Source organism: Acinetobacter sp. AM (genome assembly GCF_003105055.1).
In the GTDB taxonomy this organism is placed as follows: Bacteria; Pseudomonadota; Gammaproteobacteria; order Pseudomonadales; family Moraxellaceae; genus Acinetobacter; species Acinetobacter tibetensis.
The window spans coordinates 30105-54164 of record NZ_QETG01000005.1 but is presented as its reverse complement, the minus strand read 5'-3'; the positions used below and the strand labels follow the sequence as shown (position 1 = coordinate 54164).

At 41.5% G+C, this 24060-nt stretch carries 25 protein-coding genes and 1 pseudogene; 4 read left to right on the top strand and 22 right to left on the bottom strand.

All coding sequences use genetic code 11. The features are described 5' to 3' along the window. Positions 1–104: 104 nt before the first annotated feature. The 5 genes from DCO44_RS04100 to DCO44_RS04080 form a co-directional block, all read right to left on the bottom strand. Positions 105–509, bottom strand: coding sequence for a DUF3106 domain-containing protein (locus DCO44_RS04100; protein WP_116759337.1), 405 nt, complete (start codon positions 507–509; stop codon positions 105–107). Further along, positions 499–819: a hypothetical protein gene (locus DCO44_RS04095; protein WP_116759336.1), complete on the bottom strand. Its 321-nt coding sequence runs from the start codon at positions 817–819 to the stop codon at positions 499–501. Before DCO44_RS04095 ends, DCO44_RS04100 begins: the two co-directional genes overlap by 11 nt. Next, complete coding sequence (locus DCO44_RS04090; protein WP_116759335.1) at positions 816–1430, bottom strand: RNA polymerase sigma factor; 615 nt, start codon at positions 1428–1430, stop codon at positions 816–818. The genes DCO44_RS04095 and DCO44_RS04090 overlap by 4 nt, the downstream gene beginning before the upstream one ends. A 157-nt stretch (positions 1431–1587) precedes the next feature. Beyond that, a complete protein-coding gene (locus DCO44_RS04085; RefSeq protein ID WP_116759334.1) occupies positions 1588–2364 on the bottom strand; it encodes a TrmH family RNA methyltransferase in 777 nt (258 codons plus the stop codon). Between the two features lie 52 nt (positions 2365–2416). After that, positions 2417–3391 carry a class 1 fructose-bisphosphatase gene (locus DCO44_RS04080; protein WP_116759333.1) on the bottom strand — a complete coding sequence of 325 codons (975 nt, stop codon included), beginning with the start codon at positions 3389–3391 and terminating at the stop codon, positions 2417–2419. A gap of 182 nt (positions 3392–3573) precedes the next feature. On the opposite strand from DCO44_RS04080, the gene DCO44_RS04075 reads away from it, so the two are divergent. Beyond that, entirely contained in the window at positions 3574–3765 is a 192-nt protein-coding gene (locus DCO44_RS04075) for an NF038105 family protein (RefSeq protein ID WP_116759332.1), read from the top strand. 55 nt (positions 3766–3820) lie between these two features. Here the strand turns inward: DCO44_RS04075 and pal are convergent, their stop codons facing one another. The 6 genes from pal to ybgC form a co-directional block, all read right to left on the bottom strand. Then, entirely contained in the window at positions 3821–4393 is a 573-nt protein-coding gene (gene pal, locus DCO44_RS04070; protein ID WP_116759331.1) for a peptidoglycan-associated lipoprotein Pal, read from the bottom strand. A gap of 31 nt (positions 4394–4424) precedes the next feature. After that, positions 4425–5708, bottom strand: coding sequence for a Tol-Pal system beta propeller repeat protein TolB (gene tolB, locus DCO44_RS04065; protein WP_165815682.1), 1284 nt, complete (start codon positions 5706–5708; stop codon positions 4425–4427). A 159-nt stretch (positions 5709–5867) separates the two neighbouring features. After that, positions 5868–7178, bottom strand: a complete 1311-nt coding sequence (locus tag DCO44_RS04060) for a cell envelope integrity protein TolA (RefSeq protein WP_116759329.1) — start codon at positions 7176–7178, stop codon at positions 5868–5870. Position 7179: 1 nt separating this feature from the next. Beyond that, positions 7180–7629, bottom strand: coding sequence for a protein TolR (gene tolR / locus DCO44_RS04055; RefSeq protein ID WP_116759328.1), 450 nt, complete (start codon positions 7627–7629; stop codon positions 7180–7182). Further along, a complete protein-coding gene (gene tolQ, locus DCO44_RS04050) occupies positions 7629–8327 on the bottom strand; it encodes a protein TolQ (protein WP_016165954.1) in 699 nt (232 codons plus the stop codon). The genes tolR and tolQ overlap by 1 nt, the downstream gene beginning before the upstream one ends. 23 nt (positions 8328–8350) lie before the next feature. Beyond that, entirely contained in the window at positions 8351–8758 is a 408-nt protein-coding gene (gene ybgC, locus DCO44_RS04045; protein ID WP_044739346.1) for a tol-pal system-associated acyl-CoA thioesterase, read from the bottom strand. Positions 8759–8987: 229 nt separating this feature from the next. Between ybgC and DCO44_RS04040 the strand changes: the two genes are divergently transcribed. Then, complete coding sequence (locus DCO44_RS04040) at positions 8988–9560, top strand: hypothetical protein (RefSeq protein WP_116759327.1); 573 nt, start codon at positions 8988–8990, stop codon at positions 9558–9560. A gap of 65 nt (positions 9561–9625) precedes the next feature. Here the strand turns inward: DCO44_RS04040 and DCO44_RS04035 are convergent. The 5 genes and pseudogenes from DCO44_RS04035 to DCO44_RS04015 form a co-directional block, all read right to left on the bottom strand. Further along, a pseudogene (locus tag DCO44_RS04035) lies at positions 9626–9880 on the bottom strand (amidohydrolase); the annotation flags it as partial. A 189-nt stretch (positions 9881–10069) separates the two neighbouring features. Then, a complete protein-coding gene (gene ruvB / locus DCO44_RS04030) occupies positions 10070–11077 on the bottom strand; it encodes a Holliday junction branch migration DNA helicase RuvB (RefSeq protein WP_116759325.1) in 1008 nt (335 codons plus the stop codon). Between the two features lie 248 nt (positions 11078–11325). Further along, entirely contained in the window at positions 11326–11928 is a 603-nt protein-coding gene (gene ruvA / locus DCO44_RS04025) for a Holliday junction branch migration protein RuvA (protein ID WP_116759324.1), read from the bottom strand. 8 nt (positions 11929–11936) lie between these two features. After that, the gene (locus tag DCO44_RS04020) at positions 11937–12638 is read right to left on the bottom strand and encodes a hypothetical protein (protein ID WP_116759323.1); all 702 of its coding nucleotides are present in this window, start codon (positions 12636–12638) and stop codon (positions 11937–11939) included. Further along, positions 12638–13975 (bottom strand): deoxyguanosinetriphosphate triphosphohydrolase, encoded by a 1338-nt coding sequence (locus tag DCO44_RS04015; protein WP_116759322.1) that lies wholly within the window; start codon positions 13973–13975, stop codon positions 12638–12640. Before DCO44_RS04015 ends, DCO44_RS04020 begins: the two co-directional genes overlap by 1 nt. A gap of 412 nt (positions 13976–14387) precedes the next feature. Between DCO44_RS04015 and purL the strand changes: the two genes are divergently transcribed. Continuing rightward, positions 14388–18221, top strand: a complete 3834-nt coding sequence (gene purL, locus DCO44_RS04010) for a phosphoribosylformylglycinamidine synthase (RefSeq protein WP_116759321.1) — start codon at positions 14388–14390, stop codon at positions 18219–18221. Positions 18222–18273: 52 nt separating this feature from the next. Here purL and DCO44_RS04005 read toward each other — a convergent pair whose 3' ends face one another. Then, positions 18274–19155, bottom strand: coding sequence for an alpha/beta hydrolase (locus DCO44_RS04005; RefSeq protein ID WP_116759320.1), 882 nt, complete (start codon positions 19153–19155; stop codon positions 18274–18276). Between the two features lie 197 nt (positions 19156–19352). Between DCO44_RS04005 and DCO44_RS16925 the strand changes: the two genes are divergently transcribed. Continuing rightward, positions 19353–19478 (top strand): KGW motif small protein, encoded by a 126-nt coding sequence (locus DCO44_RS16925; RefSeq protein ID WP_265735813.1) that lies wholly within the window; start codon positions 19353–19355, stop codon positions 19476–19478. A 54-nt stretch (positions 19479–19532) separates the two neighbouring features. Here DCO44_RS16925 and DCO44_RS04000 read toward each other — a convergent pair whose 3' ends face one another. The 5 genes from DCO44_RS04000 to DCO44_RS03980 form a co-directional block, all read right to left on the bottom strand. Continuing rightward, a complete protein-coding gene (locus DCO44_RS04000; protein ID WP_116759319.1) occupies positions 19533–19922 on the bottom strand; it encodes a carboxymuconolactone decarboxylase family protein in 390 nt (129 codons plus the stop codon). 85 nt (positions 19923–20007) lie between these two features. Further along, positions 20008–21189, bottom strand: a complete 1182-nt coding sequence (locus DCO44_RS03995) for a thiolase family protein (protein ID WP_116759318.1) — start codon at positions 21187–21189, stop codon at positions 20008–20010. 81 nt (positions 21190–21270) lie between these two features. After that, the gene (locus tag DCO44_RS03990) at positions 21271–21927 is read right to left on the bottom strand and encodes a CoA transferase subunit B (RefSeq protein WP_116759317.1); all 657 of its coding nucleotides are present in this window, start codon (positions 21925–21927) and stop codon (positions 21271–21273) included. A 2-nt stretch (positions 21928–21929) separates the two neighbouring features. Further along, positions 21930–22631 carry a CoA transferase subunit A gene (locus DCO44_RS03985; protein WP_116759316.1) on the bottom strand — a complete coding sequence of 234 codons (702 nt, stop codon included), beginning with the start codon at positions 22629–22631 and terminating at the stop codon, positions 21930–21932. Between the two features lie 210 nt (positions 22632–22841). Next, positions 22842–23735, bottom strand: coding sequence for a LysR family transcriptional regulator (locus DCO44_RS03980; RefSeq protein ID WP_116759315.1), 894 nt, complete (start codon positions 23733–23735; stop codon positions 22842–22844). Positions 23736–24060: the final 325 nt, after the last annotated feature.

The window sequence follows — 24060 nt, the reverse complement described above, 5'->3', positions numbered from 1 at the left end:
CGATGGGGTTAATATTTAAAGATGAAATAGAAATATAAAAAGCCAATCTTACTTATTGTAGATTGGCTTTTTATATACTGTTATTTATTGCTGTTAAAGTGTTCTTAATGCTGTTCAGTGGTGTGATGTAAGTATTTGTTCATATACTCTTCACGTATGGTAATGCGTTCTTCGGGTGTGGCTTTTTGCATACGTGCACGCAAATCATTACGTTCTTGACTGCTCATTTGCTGCCAAGTTTCACGCATTTTTTGTTTCTCTTGTTCAGGTAACTGTGTGAACCAGTCCATACGCTGTTGTAAGCTGCTACTTTGTTCATCTGGAATTTCTTTGAGAGATTGATAGCGTTTGATTAATGCACGCTGTTCTTGCTCAGAAAGTGTTTCCCATGTTTCGGCCACTTGTGTGTTGGCATCTTTAGAAAAAATCCAAAAACGTTCAAAACCTGCAAAACTTGTTTGCAAGAAACCGAGTGCACAAAAAGCAAAAGCTAAACGTCTAGCTGCCATGTGGAACTTTGTCCTCACCTAAAACCATTAACATTTCCAAATCCTCAACCATTTGCGGAGAGAGTTTTGGTGTTACTACAACTTGATTCTGTGGTTTTTCAGACATATCGATAGAATTTGGTAAAACCACAATTCCTGCAATTGCTGCTGCCAGAGCAAACCCAGTCATTTTGAAATAAACAAAGCGTGATGATTTTTTTTGCTGGATATGATCCAAAACATGATTCATCACGACAGGTTTTGCCTTATGTTGCTGAGCAAGACCATCAAGTTTGGAAGTGATTTGTTTTAAGAAATCATCTTGTTTCATTCAGATGACCCTCCCGAATATGGATTCAAATGCGATAACGCAGATCGCAAACCTTGAATCGCGCGATGATAATGTGTTTTTACACTGCCTTCACTACAATTCATAATTTGAGCAGTCGTTTGCGTGTCAAATCCTTCCCAAGCCCGAAGCATAAACGCTTGCTGTTGACGAACTGGCAGTTGGCGAATCGCAGCTTGAATTTCTTCAATAGTGACTGCCTGATCCAGAAACTCAAGTGGGCTAGGCGTTGTTTCATCAATAACATCCTGAATTTCAAGATCATCTTCATCTAGACTCACCTTTTTAAACAATGAAAAAGGCTGAGAGCGACGAGCTTCTTTACGACGCCAATCTTGCAGTTTGTTATTTAAAATGGTGTAAAACAGGGGATACCATTCTTCAGTCGACTTCTCTGAATAGGATTTATGCAAAGAAATAAAGGCTTCTTGGACCAGATCCATTGCGATGCCTTGTTGTCCTTGCGTTGCATTTTCCATCATCACGAGTGCGCGTCCAGTTACGTCTTGCATAAAATTTTTCAGACGTTGTTCAACCGTACTTTTTAAAGCACTTAAATTTTCGGACTGAGACTGTTTCGGCGCTAAATCCATAGAGATGGAAAACCCTGTCATTGGATTATCACCATTATTTCCAATACATATCCTTAATAACGTTGGAAATAATGGTTTGGTTGACAATATCCGTTATTATTTTTTCAAGTGTAATCTATTTTTGAAATTAGACGAGACAATTTAAAATAAAAGTGTATTAGATGCGTTGGCGTACCATTTCAAAAAAGCAGATTGAACCCGCAATAGCGACATTGAGAGATTCTTGACCACCTGGCTGTGGAATGCTTAGTGCTTGAGCATGTGCTAAAGCAAAGTCAGAAACGCCTTGGCCTTCATTACCTAAGATCCAGACACAAGCTTGTGTTAAATCTTTTTGATATAAACTTTCAGCTTGATGCGAGCTGGTCACATACACTGGAATTTCAAAGCGGTCGAGTACATCTTCGATGGCAACGTTTTCATAGGTGTTGAGGGAGAAGTGTGCACCCATGCCTGCGCGTAATACACGTGGTGACCAGAGTGCTGCAGAACCTTTGGTACAAATCACTTGCTTGATACCCGCTGCCGCAGCAGAGCGGAGTAGTGTGCCCACATTGCCTGGATCTTGAATGTTTTCCAAAATCAGGGTATCCAAGCTAAAGTCTACACTTTGACTTGAACTTGGTAAGTCTACAACTGCCAAGAATGGCAAAGTGGTCCCCAATGTGCTTAAGTCACGATATAAGCTTTCAGCAATGACAAAAACAGCACCTTCATATTCATCTAAAATATCGCAAATATCGGGGTGTTCGAGTGCATTTTCAGTGGTGAAAATAGAATTGAGTTTTTTCTTTTTTTCAACCCAAGCTAAGCCTAAGTGTGTCCCTTCAAGCACGGTTTGACCTTGCTTTTTACGGTAGCTACTTTGCTCTATTAAACCACGGAGATGTTTAATCTTTGGATTGTCTTTTGATTCAAGGAAAATAATTGACATGGAGGAGACTCATGCGCATAACGCGTCAGATGGTTATGCGCATTTAAAAAAATTAGTTGTGGTAGCCAGTCACTAAATTGACTTCGTTTTTAGAACCAATAATCACAGGGACACGTTGGTGTAGGTCAGTCGGTTGAATGTCAAGAATACGAACGCGACCAGTTGTAGAAGCACCGCCAGCTTGTTCAATCAGCATACTCATAGGGTTTGCTTCATACATTAAACGCAGGCGACCTGCTTTTTTCGGATCTTTAAGGTCGTATGGATACATGAAAATACCGCTACGGCAAAGAATACGGTGAATGTCGCCCACCATACATGCAACCCAACGCATGTTGAAGTCTTTTTCACGTGGACCTGTTTTACCTGCGAGCAGTTCTTCAATATAACGTTTTACTGGGTTTTCCCAGTGACGTTGGTTTGATGAGTTAATAGCATATTCTTTAGTATCTGCTGCCACTTGAATATTTTCAGAGGTGAGTAAGAATTGTTGAGTTTCTGGGTCAAAGGTAAAGAATACCGTACCCGCACCGACTGTTAATGCCATCATGGTTGATGGGCCATAAAGCACATAACCCGCAGCAACTTGCTGGTTGCCTGCTTGCATGAAATCCGCAGACTGAGTCACCGCATTTTTTGCAGGCAAGATTGAGAAAATAGTACCTACGCACATGTTAATGTCGATGTTGCTTGAACCATCAAGTGGATCAAATAACACTAAATATTCGCCATTTTCTTGGGCAGGAGTAAAGTCATCTAATTCTTCTGATGCTAAACCACCAACATGTGGATGAATTTTTAATGCATCAATTAAATAGTCATTTGAAATCACATCCAGTTTTTTCTGTTCTTCACCTTGTACATTTTCATGTTCAGCACTGCCCAATACCCCAGCAAGCGCGCCTTTTTGTAAAGCTTGATCAATGGTTTTACACGTATTTGCAATAGTATCAATGACTTTTGCAAGCTCAGGTGTAAGATTCCCAGTTTGTTGTTCTAAGAATTGGGAAAGGGTGAGGTATGCCATGGCAGGAAAACTCCGAGTGAAAACCAATCAAATTGAGCAAAAAAAATTTAGACAGCTAGTTTAGATGAGAATGCCGCAAAAGAAAAATTAAACTCGATTATTTGGCTTGATTTTGCCCTTGCAACTTTTAGGGATAATGCTATGTTGATGTGAAGGATGAAGAAGAATTGAGGAGCAGCAGAATGACTACACAAAAGTTTGATGCCATGCCAACGCAAAATGAAGGCATTAGTTTAGATGATATTAGTCCTGAAAAGGTGAAAGAAGCTTGGAAAGAATATGAAGCCAAGCCTGAATATAAAGATTTCAATAAGCATGACCTCATTGAATCCATGCAGCATGAGCATGAAGAAGATGAGCAGAAACCTGCTTAATGCATATAAAAAAGCGCTTTAATTTTAAAGCGCTTTTTTATGTCTGTAGACCTTCTTATTTTAATAAAGGTGGTACAGCTTCGTAGTTGATTTCTACGCGACGGTTTTCTTTCCACGCATTCTCATCATGCCCTGCATTGATTGGCATTTCTTTACCATAGCTGACCGCTTCTAATTGAGTCGGGCTTACACCATTGGTGATTAAGAAGCTTTCTACTGCTTTAGCACGACGCTCACCTAGTGCCATATTGTATTCACGCGTACCACGTTCATCAGTATGACCAGTTAACGCAACTTTCGAGTTTGCATTTGCCATAAGGAACTGGGCGTGAGCTTGAAGTGTTTGGTAATCTTCATTTGAAAGATCGCTGCTATCGTAGTCAAAATGCACCACACGTTTAGCTAAAAAAGCTTTGTTTGCAGCCGTAACCCCTTTTGAAGATGCACCTGCAAGATTTTGTGCATTTAACGCAGCATCTTCACTTAATCCTTCAGTGCTGACTGTTGTACCAGCAGAATTTGGTGTTTGACCTGTTTGAATTTCGGCTGCAGGTTTACGGCTGGCACATCCAGTCATAATCAGGGCTGAAGCCAAAACAGGTAAAACCAATAGTTGAATAGCGTTCATCTTCATCTCCATAAAGATAGATTTTTAAAAATTATTTAGGTGCCCAAGCAGGTTCACGAACTTCACCTTGTTCACTTGGTAAATTCATACGGAAACGACCATCGACTGACATAATAGAGAGCAAGCCACGGTTATCTTCACGAGTGGCATAAACCACCATTTGACCATTTGGAGAGAAGCTCGGGGATTCATCCAGACTGGTTGGGGTCAGAATATTGGTGATCCCCGTATTAATATCTTGAATTGCAACTTTGTAGCTGCTGCCACTTGGACGATGTACCAATGCCACTTTTTTACCATCAGCACTTAAAGTGCCGCGAGCATTGAATGCACCACGGAAGGTAAGGCGCTTACTACTGCCATCTGCGAGGCTGTAACGGTAAATTTGTGGTGATCCACCACGGTCTGAAGTAAAAATAAAGGATTTACCGTCGGGAGCGTAACGTGCTTCGGTATCAATAGCGCTGTCATTGGTCATACGCTGTAACTGACGTGTATTTAAATCCATTTGATAAATTTCTGGATTACCATGCATGGATGCAGTAAATAACATGGATTTTCCATCTGAAGAGAAGCTCGGTGCGCCATTTAAGCCACGGAAGCTTGCCAGTTTTTCACGTTGACCTGTCGACAAATCTTGCACATAAATCGCTGGACGTTTGCTTTCAAATGACACATAAGCAATTTTTTGTGCATCGGGTGTCCACGCAGGAGACAAGATTGGATCACGCGCGGTCAGAATGGTTTTAGGCTGTTCACCATCGGTATCTGCAATTTGTAAGGTATAGCGCTGCTCAGGTGTTGCAGGATTACGGAGCACATAGGCAATACGCCCGCTAAAATCTCCCTGAATGCCTGTTAATGCTTGGTAAATGGCATCGCTGATCATGTGTGCGGCTTGACGTACACGTGAAGTGGGTACGGTCAATAATTCGTTGAGCAGATATTGTTTTTTTTCAACATCATAAAGTTGGTAATGAACTTCATAACTTCCAGCAGCATTTTGTTTGATTTCCCCAGTGACGACATAAGGCACGCCAGCGGTCTGCCATGCAGCAGCATTGGGATTATTCATACTTGCACTTGCAGGTAAGTTTTGCGATGCACTGCTAAATTTTCCTGAACGATTCAGGTCATTTTCAACAATAGAATAAATGGTTTGATCATTACTAAATGGAATAATCGCAATTTTGGGAGCTTGCTCTGGTGCCTTTGCAATTTCTAAATGAAGTTGAGCATGGGCAGTTTGTGCAATGACAGGTAGAAAAGCTGTCATGATTGCTAAACCAAGTAGATGTTTACGCGTATTTTCCATCATTCGCTGTATACTCTAAAACGTCAATTTTTGTGGGTTGTGTGAAATTGCCTAACATAATGGCATGAATTTTCATGATTTAAAGCATTACATTATGGCTAAACTGTTATAACACTGTGAAAATACTTAATCGCCATGCTTTTTGCATGGCGATTGTGATTATTGAGCTGTGAAAGATGAGGTAAATGTGCGTGCTTCGCGCCGTGCATCAGGGTCTGAAGGCATTGGATAAGGTGCCGCTGCACGAACTGCTGCTTCGACACTGGCTTTCATATCTGGGTCGCTTGAATTGACGACGACAGATAAAACTGCACCACTCTCACTTAAGGTGACTCGAGCACTGGCTTTCTGACCCGATGCGCTCGCTGGTGGATTCCACGCACGCTTGACTTTGTTTTCAAAGTCTCGTTTTGCTGTAGAGGCAATACGTTTTGCTTCAGCTTTTTTATTGGCAGCTTCTTCCGCTGCTTTCTTCGCAGCAGAGGCTTTAGCTTCTGCTTCAGCGCGATCTTTTGCATCCGCATCGGCTTGTGCTTTTGCAGCAGTTTTAGCTTTCGCGGCAGCGTCTGCCTGAGCTTTGGCTTTCGCGGCAGCATTTGCTTGAGTTTTAGCTTTTGCAGCAGCATCTGCCTGTGCTTTGGCTTTTGCAGCCGCATTTGCTTGAGTTTTAGCTTTTGCAGTAGCATCGGCTTGCGCTTTGGCTTTTGCAGTAGCATCGGCTTGCGCTTTGGCTTTTGCGGCGGCATCTGCCTGAGCTTTGGCCTTTGCAGCGGCATCTGCCTGTGCTTTAGCTTTCGCGGTAGCATCTGCCTGTGCTTTGGCTTTTGCAGTAGCATCGGCTTGCGCTTTGGCTTTTGCAGCCGCATTTGCTTGAGTTTTAGCTTTTGCAGCAGCATCCGCCTGCGCTTTGGCTTTCGCGGCAGCATCTGCTTGAGTTTTAGCTTTTGCAGCAGCATCCGCCTGCGCTTTGGCTTTCGCGGCAGCATCTGCTTGAGCTTGTGCTTTCGTAGCGGCATCCGCCTGAGCTTTGGCTTTTGCAGCGGCATCTGCCTGAGCTTTGGCTTTTGCAGTAGCATCCGCCTGTGCTTTGGCTTTTGCATCTGCTTGCGCTTTAGCGGCAGCATCTGCTTTTGCCTTTTCCTGAGCTAAACGTGCTGCCTGCTGCTCAGTGGTGTTGGTTTTTGGTGGCGCCACAGGAATGACAGGAGTAGGTTCTACACTCGGCTCAGCAGTTTGCGTAATTTCAGGGGCAATATTTTCATGCGCAGTTTCTGAAAATTCAGTTTCTTCGCGTGGAGTAGGTTGTAAATCTTGCGGTTTAATTAATATGGTTTTGATTTGCTCTGGTGGTTTAGGGGGTTTACTCATTCCTAAATAAAGCAAGCCAACAACCGCAAGTACATGCACACCGAAGGTAAAACCCAGTGCAATTGCGTTTTGTTTGAAAGGTGGCTTTTGAAAATTCTTCATATTACTTTAAAGGTTCGGTCAGTAAGCCAACTTGGGTTAAGCCTGCATCTTGAAGGCTTGACATTAACGCCATCACTTCTCCATAAGGACGAGTTTGATGACCATTGATCACAACATTGAGTTTTTTGTTATTTTGTTGAGCTTGCGCTTGAGACTCGACTAATAGTTGAGTGAGTTCTGTCAGTGCAAGCGGCCCTGTCGTTTGACCTTTTTGTTCTAAGAAATATGTGCCGTCTGCTTTTAAAGAGACAATAGAAGGAGCATCTTCAGACTGTAGTGGAGTGCCATTGGCTTGCGGTAAATCGACTTTAATACCACTGGTAATCATTGGGGCGGTGACCATAAAGATCACCAAAAGCACCAACATCACGTCAATATAGGGCACGACATTCATGTCGCTCTTTAATGGTTTTTTTATGCGCTCAAAGCGTCCTGAACGTTGAATCGCCATCAGTCATTTTCCTGAACAGAACCTACCGACTGACGTTGTAATAGCGCCACCATTTCTTCTGCAAACAGAGCACGGTCTGAGTAAACAGCTTCACCTTTAGCAGTAAAATGGTTGAAGGCTAGAACGGCTGGAATCGCTGCAAATAAACCAATCGCAGTTGCAATCAAGGCTTCCGCAATGCCAGGTGCAACGGTCGCTAAGGTCACTTGATCGACATCTGCCAGACCAATAAAGGCATTCATAATGCCCCAAACAGTTCCGAACAAGCCCACATAAGGTGCGACAGAACCAATACTGGCTAAAGCGCCTAAACCTTGTTCTAAATTACCCTGATCACGGCTTAAACCAACACGTAAAATACGTTCAGTACCTTCGATGGTTTGTTGCGTTGCTGCATGACGTTTTTTAAGTTTGAGGTATTCACCCAAACCTTGATAGAAAATGTCTTCTAGCCCGACACGTTTAGAGTTGAGTTGAGCATTGTTGTAAAGGGTATTGAGTTCGGCACCCGACCAGAAGATTTTTTGGAAATGTTCATCATCTGCTTGGGCTTTTTTATAGCTCTGATGTAACTTGGCAATCAAAAACCAACTGTAGAGTGATGCAAATAAAAGTAAAAGCATCACCAGTTGTACGACAGGACTTGCTTGTAAAATGAGGTCTGAAACGTGAAGTGTGGAGTCTAATTGATTTGCCATAGTTACACTGGAGCCGAGTTTTCTTAGATTTGTTCTAACTCTTTACGAATTAGATCGCGAATTTCATCTGGCAAACGACGAGGTTTCATTTCTGCACTAATACATGCTAACTCGACTTCGCCAGAAGCCAACAAGATTTCACCACGATAAATATTTTGTTGCAATACAAAAGACGTAGCTTTACACGAAACTACACTTGCTGTAACAGTAATGAGGTCATCCATGAGAATTGGACGCATGTATTTAACATTAATTTTGTGCACTACGAAGTTGTAGTCTTTTTGGTGCCAGTAATGGTCTACACCAGAGGCACGTAACCATTCGGTACGGGTACGTTCCATAAAGCGAATATGGTTGGCATGATAGACAATACCGCCTGCGTCAGTGTCTTCAATATATACACGAATTTGAAATTCGAATTTATTCGCCATGATAGTGTTCCATGTCTAGATTTAATATGGTGTTTCGAAGCCCGTGCTTGTCCAAAGCTGCTTAGAATAATTGCAGCTATAATGGGGCTGAGTCATGGGCTAGGTAATGCCATGAAGTTTAGCAGTTTGAAATGACCGTCCAATGGCACAAGATTTCAATCTGAAAATGGATGAGGCTAAGTTTGAATAATAAAAATGGATATTTCGATTTGCATTTTTGGGGGAAAAGATGAGCCGTCGGGCCTATTTAATTTGGTTGATTGTGATTGTTACAGGACTCATTTATTGGTGGAAGCCAAGTCCTACGATTGAAAATGCTCAAGATCATCAGCGAGTCAGTGACACAGTTCAAACCTTTAATGGTTATACCATGACCAATTTGGCGAATTATGAGGGGCAATTTAGGGTTTTATCACGGGAAAACTATCGTTCTGGACGTGAAGCAGAGCTTAGCCCTGTTGATTTTGCCTTAGGATGGGGCGCGATGGCAGATCCAACAGTTTATAAACAGCTTTCGATACGTCAGAGTAATCGCTGGTATTACTGGCGTTATGAAAATCAGCCACCTATTCCACGCCATGAAATTGAAACACAAAGTGCCAATACACATTTAATTCCTGCGAATGCATCCATTGAAAAACAATTGGAGGATGTTGATCAAGATGACCTAATTTACTTAAAAGGACATTTGGTCGAAGTAAAATCGGCGGATGGCTGGATGTGGCGCAGTTCACTCAGTCGTGAAGATACAGGCAATGGGGCGTGTGAATTAATGTTAGTGGAAGAGGTGAGGGAGCTTTAGCTTGTTTGCAAATTGAGCCTTTGGGCTTAAAGGGAATGGGTTGATAATCTAGACAGCATAATGCATTTGAATATGCCAATTCCCCCTGTTTTGGCAAATCCTGCTTTCACTCCTATACCATAAAATTTAAGCTGCTGTTGCATCAGTTTAGAGGTCTGAAACTTCATGTTTCCCAGTTCTGGATGTTGATGAATGTGATGACGTAGTTGGATAGTTTGTGCTTCATTTTTTTCGACAGCAGTGTTAATCCAATCGGCAAAACTTAAGGGACTACAGAGTAGACGCGATGTAACAAAACAGGATAATCGGAATGGTTTCATGCAATACACAGCCTTGTGATAAACGGAAGGCAAAACCATGTAGGCATATTTTTTGATTTTTAAGGTATCGACTTATATTGTGAATGCTCGAATTTATCATGAGATAGACGAGTTGTTCGGCTCAAATAACCGCTATTTTTTGAGTTTTTTTGAAAAGAAAAAGGGAGATTTAATCTCCCTTTTTCTTATTTATTTTTCTTTCGGTTCAGGTGGCGTCATCCCAAACTGTAAATACGCCATATTGGTGGCAATACGCCCACGCGCAGTTCGCATGGCATAGCCTTGTTGAATTAAATATGGTTCAATCACATCTTCCAATGTGCCTGAATCTTCAGCCATGGCAGCAGCTAAGGCTTCAATACCTGCTGGACCACCATCAAATCGCTCAAGCAGCATGCTTAAGTAACGGCGGTCTAGGGTGTCTAAACCATCTTTATCAACATTGAGCATATCGAGTGCACGTTGCGCCATGTCTTGGGTCACTTCGCCTGTACCTTTCACTTGCGCATAGTCACGAACTCGACGTAATAGTCGATTGGCAATACGTGGTGTGCCACGAGCGCGACGCGCAATTTCTGCCGAGCCTTCACGGGTAATCGGTACATCCATTAAATTGGCAGAACGCGTGACAATATGGGTTAAATCTGCCACCGAGTAAAATTCAAGACGTTGTACAATCCCGAAACGGTCACGTAGTGGGGAGGTGAGCAAACCTGCACGAGTGGTGGCTGCGACAAGTGTAAATGGCGGTAAATCCAATTTAATTGAGCGTGCAGCAGGACCTTCACCAATCATGATATCGAGTTGGTAATCTTCCATTGCAGGGTACAGAATTTCTTCAATGACTGGTGAAAGACGATGAATTTCATCAATAAATAGCACATCGCCTTCTTCAAGATTGGTCAGCATAGCGGCCAAATCACCTGCACGTTCTAATACAGGTCCTGAAGTCGATTTCAAGTTTCCGCCCATTTCACGCGCAATAATATTGGCCAGTGTGGTTTTACCCAACCCAGGTGGACCAAAAATCAAAGTATGGTCGAGTGCTTCTGCACGACCACGTGCGGCACCAATAAAGATTTCCATTTGTTCGCGTACCACAGGTTGACCAAGATAGTCATCTAGTGAAGTTGGACGGATGGCGCGATCAATATGATCTTCGGGTTTTTCGGAACCACCGATGAGACGGTCTTGCATAATGGTTGAATAAATCTCTGGCTGAACTTTCGAGGCACAGCCTCAAATTATGATTTATGGTTAGGTGCCATTGTGTAGGCATTGCCTTACTTTTGAAAGATCAAAATGAAGACTTTAAAATATATTTTAGAGTCTGCAAGTAAATCTTGTGTTGGATTGAGGATATGTCCTTATATCCCAATCCAACATGGCGACATCCTTGTCGCCTTCGTGTATCGAATTTAGGTGTATTGGTGTGTCTATTTGAATTATTTATTCATCGACTTAAGTGCTGCACGGATAATGTCACTGGCTTCAGTAAAATCGCCTTTTGCAGCATTTACCAATTTCTGCGCTTCTAATGGTTTATAGCCCAAAGATTGTAAAGCCGCTTCAGCTTCGGCAACGGCTGAGTTTCCTGTAAATTGGATTTGTTCAACTGTTGAGTTACTTGGGACTGAGCCCGATGACATGGCTTTAAAGCGGTCACGTAGTTCAATCATCAAACGTTCCGCAGTCTTTTTGCCAACGCCCGGAACTTTAACTAAGGTGTTCACATCTTCATGTTCAACCGTATGAATCAGCATGTCTACACTGAGTGTGGAAAGAATACCGAGTGCCATTTTTGGGCCGACACCATTCACTTTTAACAATGTACGGAAAATGATTTTTTCTTGTTGGTGTAAAAAACCATATAGTAATTGCGCATCTTCACGAACCGCCAAATGCGTCCATAGCGTAACTTTTTGTCCTTTTTGTAATTGGCAAAATGTCGTTAAAGGTGTGTCGATTTCATAGCCGACCCCATTCACATTGAGCAATACGGTTGGGGCTTCGAGGGCAAATACTTCACCAATTAAACATCCAATCATCGAGTCTTTCACTTATCTGTTAAAGGTTGAATAGTAGATACCATTTGTTCTAAACGTAAAATGGCTTTTAGGATTTCTTTGCGATTTTTCGTGGATTTTATCCAAGCAGGTAAGCGTGAAAAATAACTGCGATTATAATTTGGAAATTTACGCTGTCTTAGATCTGCTTGAATAAAATCTTTCAATATTTCTAAATGAGTTGGGTTATAAACACAAATTTGACCTTGTCGAACAGCAATATTTAAAAATAATGGATATGAATAATAAGGATCAAAGCCAACTTTTGAGTAACTGATTTTTCTTAAAGTATAGGCAGAGTCATCAAATCTATTTTCTCGGAGGCAAAAATTACAGCTTACAGTTATTTCTCTTGGTATAAGTGATTTACGGGCATATTGCCTAAGATATTTATATTTTCCTTCTTTACATATTGTACATTTCGTATTTATTTCGACTTCACATGCACCGCTCCATTCAGCCATATTTTGATTTAAATTAAAGTAATAACTCATGTAGTCATAACTTTGGACATGGATATACTGTAACGCTTTGCGATATGTACACTGAGTGCAAAAGATATTTACTGTTTCCAATTCTCGCTCTTTTATTTCAATAATTTTTGCGAGCTTTTGACATGCTGGGCAATGCACCCAAATTTCAGGTTTGAGAAGAGATAAGCTGCTTATCCCTTGATCAATAAATCGAAGCATTAAAAGAATCCTATTTTATTCCCTTGCAGTTCTTGCGACAGATTATAAGCCTGATGATCGGAAAACTTTGAAATAATATCCAGTACTTGCATAATATTTTCATAATGATTGTTGCCAAAACGCGCACCTGAACGGTGTAAAATGGTAAACAAGCGTTGTTCTTTAAAGCTTAAGGTTTTGTGCGGCGTCGTAAGCGGAATAAAAGCATCTAAAATATTCTGTAAACTTTGATGGGCGATAATTTCCAAACCTGCTTTTTGTGGGTGTTCAAAGATTTTATCGCGTGCCAGTTCTTTAGCACGGTTAATTCCAAGCTCAATGTCTTCGGAACAATACTGCAACAAGCTGCCTTTCAGTTGTCCTGTCAGAATTTCATAATGATGTTTGGCAAAGGCGGTAGTCACCTCATCAACTAAACGTTTCATGACTCGACCACGCAATGCGGCAATTTTTTGCTGCCAAGTGGTATCCATCGAGAGTTCTGAAGGCTTGCCATAGTCCGCAATTAAATCAAGAAAAATGGGTTCAACTTCTTCATAACTCAACATATTCAGAATAATGCCATCTTCTAAATCAATCAGGGCATAGCAAATATCGTCTGCGGCTTCTAATAAATAGGTTAGTGGATGACGGCAATAACGATCTTTTGCCAATTGAATGAGTCCAAGTTGTTCGGCAATTTGCCCCAATATTTCTTTTTCAGATTGATAACAACCAAATTTGGCTCGCATGCTGGCTGGGGTATTGCCTTGTTCGGCAATGGTTTTGGATAACCATGGATATTTTAGATATGCACCTAAAGTGGCATAGGTTAAACGCATGCCCCCATCATTAGGATGATAGTCAATTTTGGTCAGTAAGCGTAAACCTTGTGCATTACCTTCAAATTGACGCACATCAGCTTCTTCTTCTGGGGTGAGTTTTGCCAGAAAGTTGCCGTGTGAGGCATCATCAAACCATTCACGAATGGCGTATTCTCCTGCATGTCCAAAAGGGGGGTTGCCAATATCATGTGCTAAACATGCAGCTTGAATGATGGCACCAACATCGGCAGGGGAAATCCAGACAGGGAGTTCGTCTTTTATTTTCTCAGCCGCCAGCATACCCAATGAGCGGCCTATACACGATACTTCAAGTGAATGCGTGAGGCGCGTATGAATGCCATCATGTTGCGTTAGTGGGTGGACTTGAGTTTTACGATTGAGCTGTCTAAAACTTTGCGAAAAAATAATACGATCATAATCTTTATGAAAAGGGCTTCGTGCTTGTTCTGTACTTTGTTTTTTACGACCAATGCGAACTGTGGAAAGCAGTTCTAACCAACGCATTTGTTCCATTTATTATGTTTCATAGAAGGATTGCTTAAATCATGCCAAAAAATATTGGGTTGCACTAGAGCAGTGCGACAGGATTTGTCGGTTGCAATGTAAATAAAGAAGCGTGGAGGTTTAAATTGAAGGGTAGAGGATTGAAAAGGAATTTTGATTGTTTTTGAGCAACAACGAATTTTTTTTATGAAAAAATTCACACTATTTCAGCTTGAGTAGTCAATCTAGTTATTTATTTTTAAGTCATTTTATCTAAAAAAGCGTAATAAAGCGGTTGTAAATGAAATTCTTGCAGGATTAGGTTACATAATCAGGGTTATCCATCTAGCTGATTTGACCTTTTCACAGTAGAATATGTGACTCTCTTCAAAGTCACATTGCGGTAAAGTTCAAAAGACTTGCCCGTGGAGCCAAAATCAGCATGTTTATCGTGGCCGGTGCACCAGCACATTCTTCTTTTAAGAAAACTCAACTATTATCACGTCTAGCGTCAATTAGTTCTGTTCAATCAATAGAAAGCCAATGGGTCTATCTGTTTGACCAAGCGCTCAACGAGCAACAGCAGCAATCTGCCTTACAATTATTAAATGATGGCGAAGTTTTTCAAATTCGCCAAGCATCGAATGATGACGTCCAAATTTTGGTGACACCTCGCGTGGGTACAATCTCGCCGTGGTCTTCTAAAGCGACGGATATTTTTGCCAACTGTAATACCCCGATACACCGCCTTGAACGCGGTGTTTTGTTTACTTTAAAAGGTATTTCTGAAGTATCGAATGAAGTAAAGCTGGCTTTACATGACCGTATGACAGAGAGCGTATTCAGCAGTATTGATGATGCTGTGGCATTATTTCAAGAAACTGCACCAAAACCTTTAAATTCAATTGATATTTTGGGTCAAGGTAAACAGGCACTGGTACAAGCCAATTCGGAATTTGGTTTTGCGTTGTCTGATGAAGAAATTGATTATTTAACGGCTGCTTTTAACAAGCTGGGTCGTAATCCGCATGACATCGAACTGATGATGTTTGCTCAAGCAAACTCAGAGCACTGTCGTCATAAGATTTTCGGTTCTGAATGGACGATTGATGGTGAAGTACAACCATTGTCATTGTTCCAAATGATTAAAAATACCTATAAAGAATCACCAACGGATGTTTTGTCTGCTTATAAAGACAATGCATCAGTCATTGTGGGTTATGACACACAACGTTTCTACCCGAAAAAAGATGAAGACACAGGTCACTATACGTATAAGTATAAGAGCCAAGCTGCTCACATCCTGATGAAAGTGGAAACCCATAACCACCCAACAGCAATTGCACCATTTGCAGGTGCTGCAACGGGTTCAGGTGGTGAAATCCGTGATGAAGGTGCGACAGGTCGTGGTGGTAAGCCAAAAGCAGGCTTAACAGGCTTTACTGTATCGAACTTGAATATTCCTGGTTTTGAACAACCGTGGGAAGAAAACTACGGTAAACCATCGCGTATGGCATCGCCACTTCAAATCATGATTGAAGGCCCATTAGGTGGTGCTGCGTTTAACAACGAATTTGGTCGTCCTGCGTTAAATGGTTATTTCCGTACTTTCGAACAGAATGTAAACGGTGAAGTGAAAGGTTTCCACAAGCCAATCATGATTGCAGGTGGTTACGGTAATATCCGTCCTGACCACGTAGAAAAAGATGCGATTCAACCGGGTGATTTACTCATCGTTTTAGGTGGACCGGCGATGCTGATCGGTCTTGGTGGTGGTGCTGCATCATCTGTAGATAGTGGTACGATGGGTGAAAGCCTAGACTTCGCTTCTGTACAACGTGAAAACCCAGAAATGGAACGCCGTTGCCAAGAAGTGATTGATACCTGCTGGCGCATGGAAAATGAAAACCCAATCGTTTCTGTACATGACGTAGGTGCGGGTGGTATTTCTAATGCGATGCCTGAGTTGGTCAATGATCACGAACTCGGTGCGATTCTAGACCTTCGTAAGATTCCTTCGCTTGAATCAGGTATGTCTCCAATGGAGATTTGGTCAAACGAAGCGCAAGAACGTTATGTACTCGCGATCAAACCAGAATCTTTAGCCTTATTTGAATCAATTTGTGCGCGTGAACGCTGTCCGTTTGCGGTATTAGGCGAAGCGACTGAAGCTCGTCAATTGACTGTAAACGATCCATTGTTCGACAACAAAGCAGTGGATATGCCAATGCAAGTCATGCTTGGTGGTACACCACGTATGAGCCGTTCATACGAAACGATTGAACGTAAGGGTGATGATTTTGATGCTGCTCAAGTGGGCTTGAAAGACGCGATTTTCCGTGTGTTAAAAAATCCAACAGTTGCTTCTAAATCATTCTTAATCACGATTGGTGACCGCTCGATTACGGGTATGGTTGCGCGTGATCAGTTGGTAGGTCGTTGGCAAGTACCTGTTGCAGATGCAGCAGTAACAACCACCAGCTTACAAGGTTATACAGGCGAAGCGATGGCAATGGGTGAACGTCCACCTGTAGCGTTGTTAAACCCTGCGGCATCTGCGCGTTTAGCAGTTGCAGAATCAATTTCAAACATCATGTGTGCCAATATCGAGCAGATCAGTGACATTAAATTGTCGGCAAACTGGATGGCAGCAGCAGGGCAAAAAGGTGAAGACCAAGCCTTGTTTGAAGGTGTGAAAGCGATTGGTATGGAAATGTGTCCTGCTTTAGGCATTGCAATTCCAGTCGGTAAAGACTCACTGTCGATGCGTACGACTTGGAATGACGAAGGTCAGGACAAGGCTGTAACTTCTCCGATGAGTGGTGTGATTACCGCATTTGCACCTGTAAATGATGTACGTAAAACCTTAACGCCTGAATTGAAAAATACTGATTCTGTATTGGTTCGTATTGATTTATCTAAAGGTCAATTCCGTTTAGGTGGTTCGATCCTTGCGCAAGTCTATAAAGCGATTGGTTCGGTTACTCCAGATGTTGACAGTTTTGCGGATTTCAAAGCTTTCTTTGATTTGGTACAAGACTGGAACAACCGTGGCTTAATTCAAGCTTACCATGACATTGGTGATGGTGGTTTATTGGCAACTGTTGCGGAAATGATGTTCGCTTCACGTTTAGGTGTTGCACTAGAAAATCAATCTACAGCAGCGTTGTTCGCAGAAGAAATTGGCGCAGTGCTTCAAATTAGTACTTCTGACTGGGCGACTCTTGCAGACGAAGTTGCAGCATCAAGCTTAAAAGATGCCATCTCAGTTGTGGGTTCAGTCAATAACACAGATCAGTTAACGATCAATGGTTTGACTTTGCCACGTGTTGATTTACAGCAAGCTTGGGCTGAAGTCTCTCACCAAATTCAACGTTTACGTGATAACTCTGAAACTGCTGATCAAGAATTTGCTTTAATTGCAGACAATTCACATCAAGGTATCATTGCACAGCCTACTTTTGATCTGAATGAGCCAGTTGAAGCGCCGTTTATTAATTTACGTCGTCCAAGTATGGTGATTTTGCGTGAACAAGGCGTAAATGGCCAAACTGAAATGGCGGCTGCATTTGACAAAGTTGGTTTTAATACCGTCGATGTGCACATGAGTGATTTACTTGCGGGTCGTGTTGATTTAAATGACTTCGAAGGTTTAGTGGCTTGTGGTGGTTTCTCTTACGGAGATGTCATGGGTGCTGGCGGTGGCTGGGCAAAATCAGTGCTGTTTAACCCACGCTTACGTGATCAATTTGAGAAATTCTTTAACCGTCAAGAAACATTCACTTTAGGTGTGTGTAACGGTTGCCAAATGATGTCGCAACTTGCACCGTTAATTCCTGGTGCAGATGCTTGGCCGCGTTTCCATCGCAATACTTCAGAAGTGTTTGAAGCACGTGCAGTGAATGTTCGTATTGAAAAGTCACATTCTGTATTACTTGAAGGTATGGAAGGTTCGATTCTTCCAATCGCCGTTGCGCATGGTGAAGGTCGTGTAGTTGCAACTGCTGATCAATTGGCTGCCTTAAATGCGGGCAATCAAGTGACTTTACGTTATGTAGATAGTCATGGTAACCCAACTCAACACTATCCATTAAACCCGAATGGTTCTCCAGAAGCGATTACAGGCGTAACCTCTAAGGATGGTCGTGCAACCATTATGATGCCGCATCCAGAGCGTAATTTCCGCGCGATTCAGCATTCATGGAAACCTGAAGAGTGGACTGAAGATGGTGCATGGTTACGTATGTTCCGTAATGCACGTAAGTTTATTGGTTAATCCATAACACATTAAAAAAGCCACCTTCGGGTGGCTTTTTTTTGCCTAGATATTAATGTTGTAAATGCTGTTGCATAAATTGATCAACTTGACGGGTATAGTCGTTATTTTGACCCAAGTTCCGATTAATTTTGGCATGAGATAAGGGTAGAGGTAAATAGGCTGTGGTCGTGCCTAAAGCTTTGGCTTGTTGAATAAATGAATGGGCTTGTATACAAGGCTGATCAGGGCGAACTGTTGAACAGACTGCAAGAAAAGCAGGTATTGCATGTTTTAATTGTGCTTTAGGGGAGACTGAACGCCAGTTCTTGGTAGAAGACCCAAAAACACGATCATAAAATTGAGCGTGTTGATTCGACATGGTGGCTTCTAAGTCATAGGCAGCACTATCTAAGGCAATCGTTGCTTTCCATGGTTTGGGAAAGTTGGAAATCCATTCTGGGTGAGTAGACAGTAAGGTGACCAAATGTGCGCCTGCTGAATGTCCCATAATCACGATGTTTCGATTATCAGCCTGCCAATTTGAGGCATTCTTTTGCACAAAACTCAGTGCATCCGCAATATCTTGTGTCTGCTGTTGCACGGTGACTTTAGGGACTAAGCGATAATTCACTGAAATTACCACCCAACCTTGCTGATTCCAATAGGTCGCTTTATGTTGAATCAAACCTTGATGAGACTTATCTCCAATACTCCAAGCTCCACCATGAATGATCAATAAAATGGGTGCAAGTTTTTGATTTTTTGGGTTTGAGTGATTGGACTTCGGGAGATAGACATCTAATTTTTGTAATGTATCTGATCCATAAGAAATATTATGAATTGTATTTTTTGGTCGAAAAATTTCAAGATTTTGAAAGAAATTGGCAGAGGTTGTTTGCGTATTTAGAAATACGAACAGACAGAAAGTGGCTAGGGTAGCTATACGTTTCATTGTTATCCCAATTCTTTTTCTTGTTTATTCTAACATTCCTGTAGATGTGGTTGTGTGACCTTAAAACAGAATAAGAATAAAGATTGAATAATTTTAATCGTGTCAGGATCTAAAAAGTTGGTGTAAAATTTGCTTAATAAATAATCTAAAAATATGTTTCTTTCTTTTTAGCAATAAAACTGTATTGGAGATAGAGAATGATAAAAACAGTAACTTATCCGAATAAGATCGTGCTAAAACAAAAGGGTTGGAAGTGGTTCGCTGTTGTGGTAGGGCTGCAATTAAGCCTGATACTCGTATATACAATTGCACAAAATCTATAAGGTTTAAAATAAGACTTCTAGAGCCATAAGAGATGGCTCTAAATAGGTGGTAGGTTATGAATTGTTATTTTGATATTCAGTAATGACTTCTAAAACTGCACGAAAGGCTTCTTGTGTCGCGGGCGCGCCGCAATAGGGCAAGCTATGTAATAACACTTCCTGAATTTCTTCAACTGTTGCACCATTGTTGAGTGCACCGCGGACATGTCCTTTCAGTTCAGTGGGACTTTTGAGTGCAGTTAAAAAGGCAAGGGTTATTAGTGAGCGATATTTACGAGGTAACACACCTTCACGTTGCCAAGTCGAGCCCCAAGCATGTTCATTAATCCAATCTTGTAACGGTTGAGTAAAGGGTACGGTATTGTCTTGGGCACGTTTTACAAAACTTTCTCCCATGACTTCGGTACGAACTTTTAATCCATTTTCATAATCTTGCTGAGACATTTGTGTCACTCTTCTTCATTAAAAAAGTGATAAAAGTTTAACCTTTTATCACTTTGATCTGTATGATTTTTTCGAAACTTGACAGTTAAGAGACAAGCTCAACGGCAATGGCAGTCGCTTCACCACCACCAATACATAACGTAGCCACACCTTTGCTTTTACCCAAGCGTTTTAAGGTATAAATAAGAGTCAAAATAATGCGGGAACCTGAAGAACCCAATGGGTGACCCAATGCACATGCACCGCCGTTTACGTTGACTTTTTCAGGGTCCAGATTGAAAGCATCAATAGCTGCCATGGTCACCATAGCAAAGGCTTCATTGATCTCCCATAAATCTACATTTTCTACAGACCATCCTGCTTTTTTCAGGACTTTTTCAATTGCAGCCACAGGCGCAATGGTAAATTCTGAAGGATGTTGAGAGTTGGTTGCTGTAGCACGAATATGGGCCAGTGGGGTTAAACCACGAGCTGCCGCTTGTTCAGCCGACATCACCAACATGGCAGATGCACCATCTGAAATGGAACTTGAATTGGCTGCGGTGATGGTGCCATCTTTGGCAAAGGCAGGACGTAAGTTTGGAATTTTATCAATATTGGCATGAAACGGATTTTCATCCTGTGCCACAACGACCTCACCTTTGCGGCTCGACACGGTCACGGGTGCAATTTCAGCTTGTAAAAAACCATTTTGAATAGCCGCTTGTGCACGAGTTAAAGAACGAATTGCAAACGCATCTTGTTGCTCGCGAGTGTAGCCTTTTTTATCCGCCATTTTTTGTGCCAGAACCCCCATTGAAAGTCCAGTTTCTGCATCTTCTAGACCTTCTTGGAACATATGGTCTTTCACTTCGCCATGACCCATACGGTAACCTGCACGTGCCTTTGGTAGTAAATAAGGTGCATTACTCATGGATTCCATACCACCTGCCATGACAATTTCAGCATTACCTGCGCAAATGGCATCGGCAGCTTGCATCACAGCTTTCATACCTGAACCGCAAATTTTATTGATGGTGGTTGCACCGACATGGTCGGGTACACCCGCAAGACGCATGGCTTGACGAGCTGGAGCTTGTTTTAAGCCTGCAGGTAGAACGCAGCCCATAATCACTTCATCAATATCCTGAGCGGCAACGTTTGTGCGGTTTAAAGTCTCTTGAATAACGGCTGCGCCAAGTTCTGGGGCTGAAAGACTCGATAATGCGCCTTGAAAACTTCCCATTGCAGTTCGGCTACCAGCAACAATGACGATGTCTTTATTCATGTTTATCTCCGTGTATTTATATCTGTTCCGTTCTTGTTAAATCAAAACTAAAGCAGCCGAAGCTGCTTTAACTCATCTGATTTATGCGCTTACCGTTTCTTGAACGTTATCGACAATTAATGGTACGCCAGTAACCGCTTGAATTTGTTCTAAGCTAACATCTTTCGCTAGCTCAATTAGTTTGACCCCTTCAGGTGTAATGTCCATTACACCTAAGTCACTGATAATGCGATTGACTACACCTTGGCCAGTCAGTGGTAGGGTACATTGTTCCACAATTTTGGGACTACCATCTTTGGCGCAGTGCTCCATCAGCACAACGACTTTTTGCACACCAGCAACCAAGTCCATTGCACCGCCCATACCTTTGACTTTTTTACCCGGAATCATCCAGTTAGCAAGATCACCTTGTGCTGAAACTTCCATGGCACCTAAAATGGCGATGTTGACATGACCACCACGAATCATGGCAAAAGATTCAGAGCTTGAGAAAAATGCAGCGCCTTTACGTGCGGTCACGGTCTGTTTGCCCGCGTTAATGAGGTCAGCATCAACCGTTTTTTCCGTAGGGAATTCACCTATACCCAATAAACCATTTTCAGACTGTAACCAGACATTGATGTTTTCTGGAATATAGTTGGCAACCAGCGTCGGTAAACCAATACCAAGATTCACATAAAATCCATCTTCGAGTTCTAGTGCAGCACGTGCAGCCATTTCATTGCGTGTCCAAGCCATGATTAAGCCTCCTGCTTAATGGTTAATTGTTCAATGCGTTTTTCTGGCGTGGCATTTAAAATAATGCGGTTGACATAGATACCGGGTAAATGAATGTCATCGGGATCGAGTTCACCAATTTCAACCACGTGTTCTACTTCAACTACAGTAAATTTGCCTGCCATTGCACATTCAGGATTAAAGTTGCGGGCAGTTTTACGGAAGATTAAATTACCTGCTTTGTCAGCTTTATAGGCTTTGACCAATGCAACATCTGCCGTTAATGAGTTTTCGAGAATATACGGTTTACCGTCAAAATCGCGTTGTTCTTTGCCTTCGGCAATCAGCGTGCCGACACCTGTTTTAGTAAAGAAAGCAGGAATACCTGCACCGCCAGCACGTAATTTTTCTGCCAGTGTGCCTTGTGGGGTAAGTTCAACTTCGAGTTCACCATTTAAATATTGGCGTTCAAATTCTTTATTTTCACCGACATAAGATGAAATCATTTTTTTAATTTGTTTGGTTTGTAAGAGTTTGCCTAAACCGAAATCATCGACACCTGCATTGTTTGAAATACAGGTGAGGCCATTTACCCCAGTTTGTTTGAGTGCTTCAATCAGCGCTTCTGGAATACCACATAAGCCAAAACCACCGACTGCAATCGTTTGTCCATTTTGCACGACATCTTGCAAAGCAAGTGTTGCATTTGAATATAGCTTATTCATATCAACTTCTCTAAATCCCTTAGTTTGTATGAACTCATTATTAGCATTGCTCGTGCGTAGAATGAAGTTTAAATTTTCAAACAGTTAATCAGGAAAACTCAATAATGGGGTGGAAAATAGACAAAATTCAGCATAAAAAATGGCAGAACCTTGTAATCAAATCAGATAAGTGAGTGAGGAAGGAGGAGAGAGTAATTGTAATTTATTAATTTATATGTGATTTTTATAATTGTATTGTTTTAAGGTTTCGATAAACTGCGCTGTGATATTAGAAATCTCAAAATTCTTTTTATAAATAATTCCAACAGGTTTAATTAGATCCTGATCTTGTAATTCAATCAGTACATTTTTTTCAGTATCAATAAATTGCTGAAAATGACGTGGAATTACACTGACCCCAATGCCAAGCGCAACAAAACTCGATAACGAACTGATTTGATGACATTCCACTTTTAAGTCCAATTGAATATCATTATTTTTGCAATTTTCTTCAATCAGATGACGCACAATCGAAGGCTGTTGCAAGGTCACGAAAGGATTGGCACAGAGATCTTTCCATGTAATTGAAGTTGCATGGGCTAAAGCATGTGCTTTGGGTAATAACGCGAGAAAATCTTCATTGAATAGCGGTAAGAATTCAAGTGTATCAATCTGTTGTGGTTCGAAACATATACCGAGTTCAAAAATACCATCGAGCACATTTTCAATAATTTTCTCATTGGTAATGTCATGAATAGAAAAATTAATATTGGGATGTAAGCTTAAAAAATTTTGAATCACGTTCGGCATGATTGCGTGTGTGACAAAAGGCATAGAGGCAATATTGAGCGTACCACGTTGTAATTTAAAACGTTGTTTCACATCTTTTTCCATATCTTCCCAGTTTGCCAATAGTTTTCTGGCATAAGGAATTAGGGATTTTCCCTCAAAGGTTAATTCTACTCGACGCGTGTTTCGCTTAAAAAGTTTTCCACCTAACTCTTCTTCTAGGGTTTTGATGGTGAGGCTTAAAGCAGATTGACTCAGGTGGAGTTCATTTGATGCATTGGCATAGTTCAAGCTGCGAGCGAGGGCTAAGAAGGCTTTTAGTTGTTTTAAAGTCATAAGTAGGTGTGTACTACAAGGGCTAAGCGAAAGATGAGGTCTGGCTTGATTTTGAGCCTTTTTCACATAAAATGCAAAAAACAATGAAGTTACAGATGATTAGATTTATTTATACTTTAACCTGAATCCTGCTTAAGCCATAGGTTCACTAACTTGAATCCTTATTTTGTTTTGATGACAAAACGGATAAGCACATAACGATGCATCAATCCCTGAAAAATAACCTGCTGGGCGGTAGGTTTGACATTGATTGTCGGTATTATCAGTGTATTTTTATATGACTATCGACGTGTGATTGTACAGTTCAAAGAAGATGTGAATTACA